Origin of the sequence: Nocardiopsis lucentensis DSM 44048 (assembly GCF_000341125.1) — a bacterium.
GTDB classification, from domain to species: Bacteria; Actinomycetota; Actinomycetes; order Streptosporangiales; family Streptosporangiaceae; genus Nocardiopsis; species Nocardiopsis lucentensis.
Genome location: NZ_ANBC01000594.1, coordinates 1 through 1,304 on the forward strand (window position 1 = coordinate 1; position 1,304 = coordinate 1,304).

The 1,304-nt window shown below is 75.2% G+C and carries 1 protein-coding gene; it reads right to left on the reverse strand.

The features are described 5' to 3' along the window. Nucleotides 1-1,304: ATP-binding protein (locus D471_RS0121035; RefSeq protein ID WP_017600453.1), on the reverse strand; the 1,304-nt coding region annotated here is incomplete at both ends.

Genomic DNA, 1,304 nt, shown 5'->3' on the forward strand with positions numbered 1-1,304 from the left:
CGCTGCCGAGGTAGTCGGGCACGTCCAGACCGCCGCGGACCAGCACGTACGTACGCATGCCGGGGCCGCGCGCGGCGCCGACGTCGAGCAGGCCGCCCGCCGGGACCTCCACCGGCTCCCACTGCGGAACGGGCGTGCCGTCGACGGTGACCTCGGCGGGGGCTCCGGTGACGCAGACGGTCGCGGCGGAGCTGAAGCGGAGGGCCGGGCCCTCGATCGTGCACTCCAGGCCGGGCGCCCCCTCGGGGTTGCCCAGGGCGGTGTTGCCCGAGCGCAGGGACAGGTCGTCCATCGCTCCGGACGGGGGTACGCCCACCTGCCAGTACCCGGTGCGGCCGGGCCAGTCCTGGACGGTGGTGAGGGTCCCGGCGCGCTCGACCTCGATGCGCGGCTCCGGGTCGCCGACGCCGCCGCAGGTGGCGGTGGTGTGGTCGACGGCGCGGACGTCCGGGTGGTCGGTGAGGGCTCGCAGGAGCCCGAGGTTGGTCTGGAGGCCGTCGATCCGCACCTGCGCGAGGGCGCGGCCGAGGCGGTCGAGGGCGTCGGCGCGGTCCTCGCCCCGGACGATGACCTTGGCGAGCATGGGGTCGTAGTCGCTGGTGACGCGCTGGCCGGTCTCCACCCAGCCGTCGACCCGCGTCCCGGCGGGGAACTCGACCCGGGTGAGCAGGCCGGAGCTGGGTCGGAAGTCGTGCGCGGGGTCCTCGGCGTACACGCGGGCCTCGACGGCGTGGCCGGTGCGGGCGGGACCCTCGGCGGGAACGTCGGCGAGGACGTCCTCGCCCCGGGCCAGGCGCAGCATCCAGGCGACCAGGTCGACGCCGGTGACCTCCTCGGTGACCGGGTGCTCGACCTGGAGGCGGGTGTTGACCTCCAGGAAGGAGGCCTCGCCGCGCTCGACGTCGTAGACGAACTCCACCGTGCCCGCGCTGCGGTAGGACACACCGGCGCACAGGGCGCGGGCGGTGCGGTGGAGCTCGGCGCGCAGGGCGTCGGACAGGCCGGGGGCGGGCGCCTCCTCGACGACCTTCTGGTTGCGGCGCTGGAGGGAGCAGTCCCGGTCCCCGAGGGTGACGACGCGGCCGTGGCCGTCACCGAAGACCTGCACCTCGATGTGGCGGGCGCGGGAGACGAAGCGTTCGACGAACACCCCTCCCCCGCCGAAGTGGGTCTGCGCCATCCGGCTGACCTGGTCGAAGGCGGCACGCAGCTCGGCCTCCTCGAAGCAGGGGCGCAGTCCGATACCGCCGCCGCCGGAGGTCGACTTGAGGATGACGGGGTAGCCGATCCGCTCGGCGGCGGCG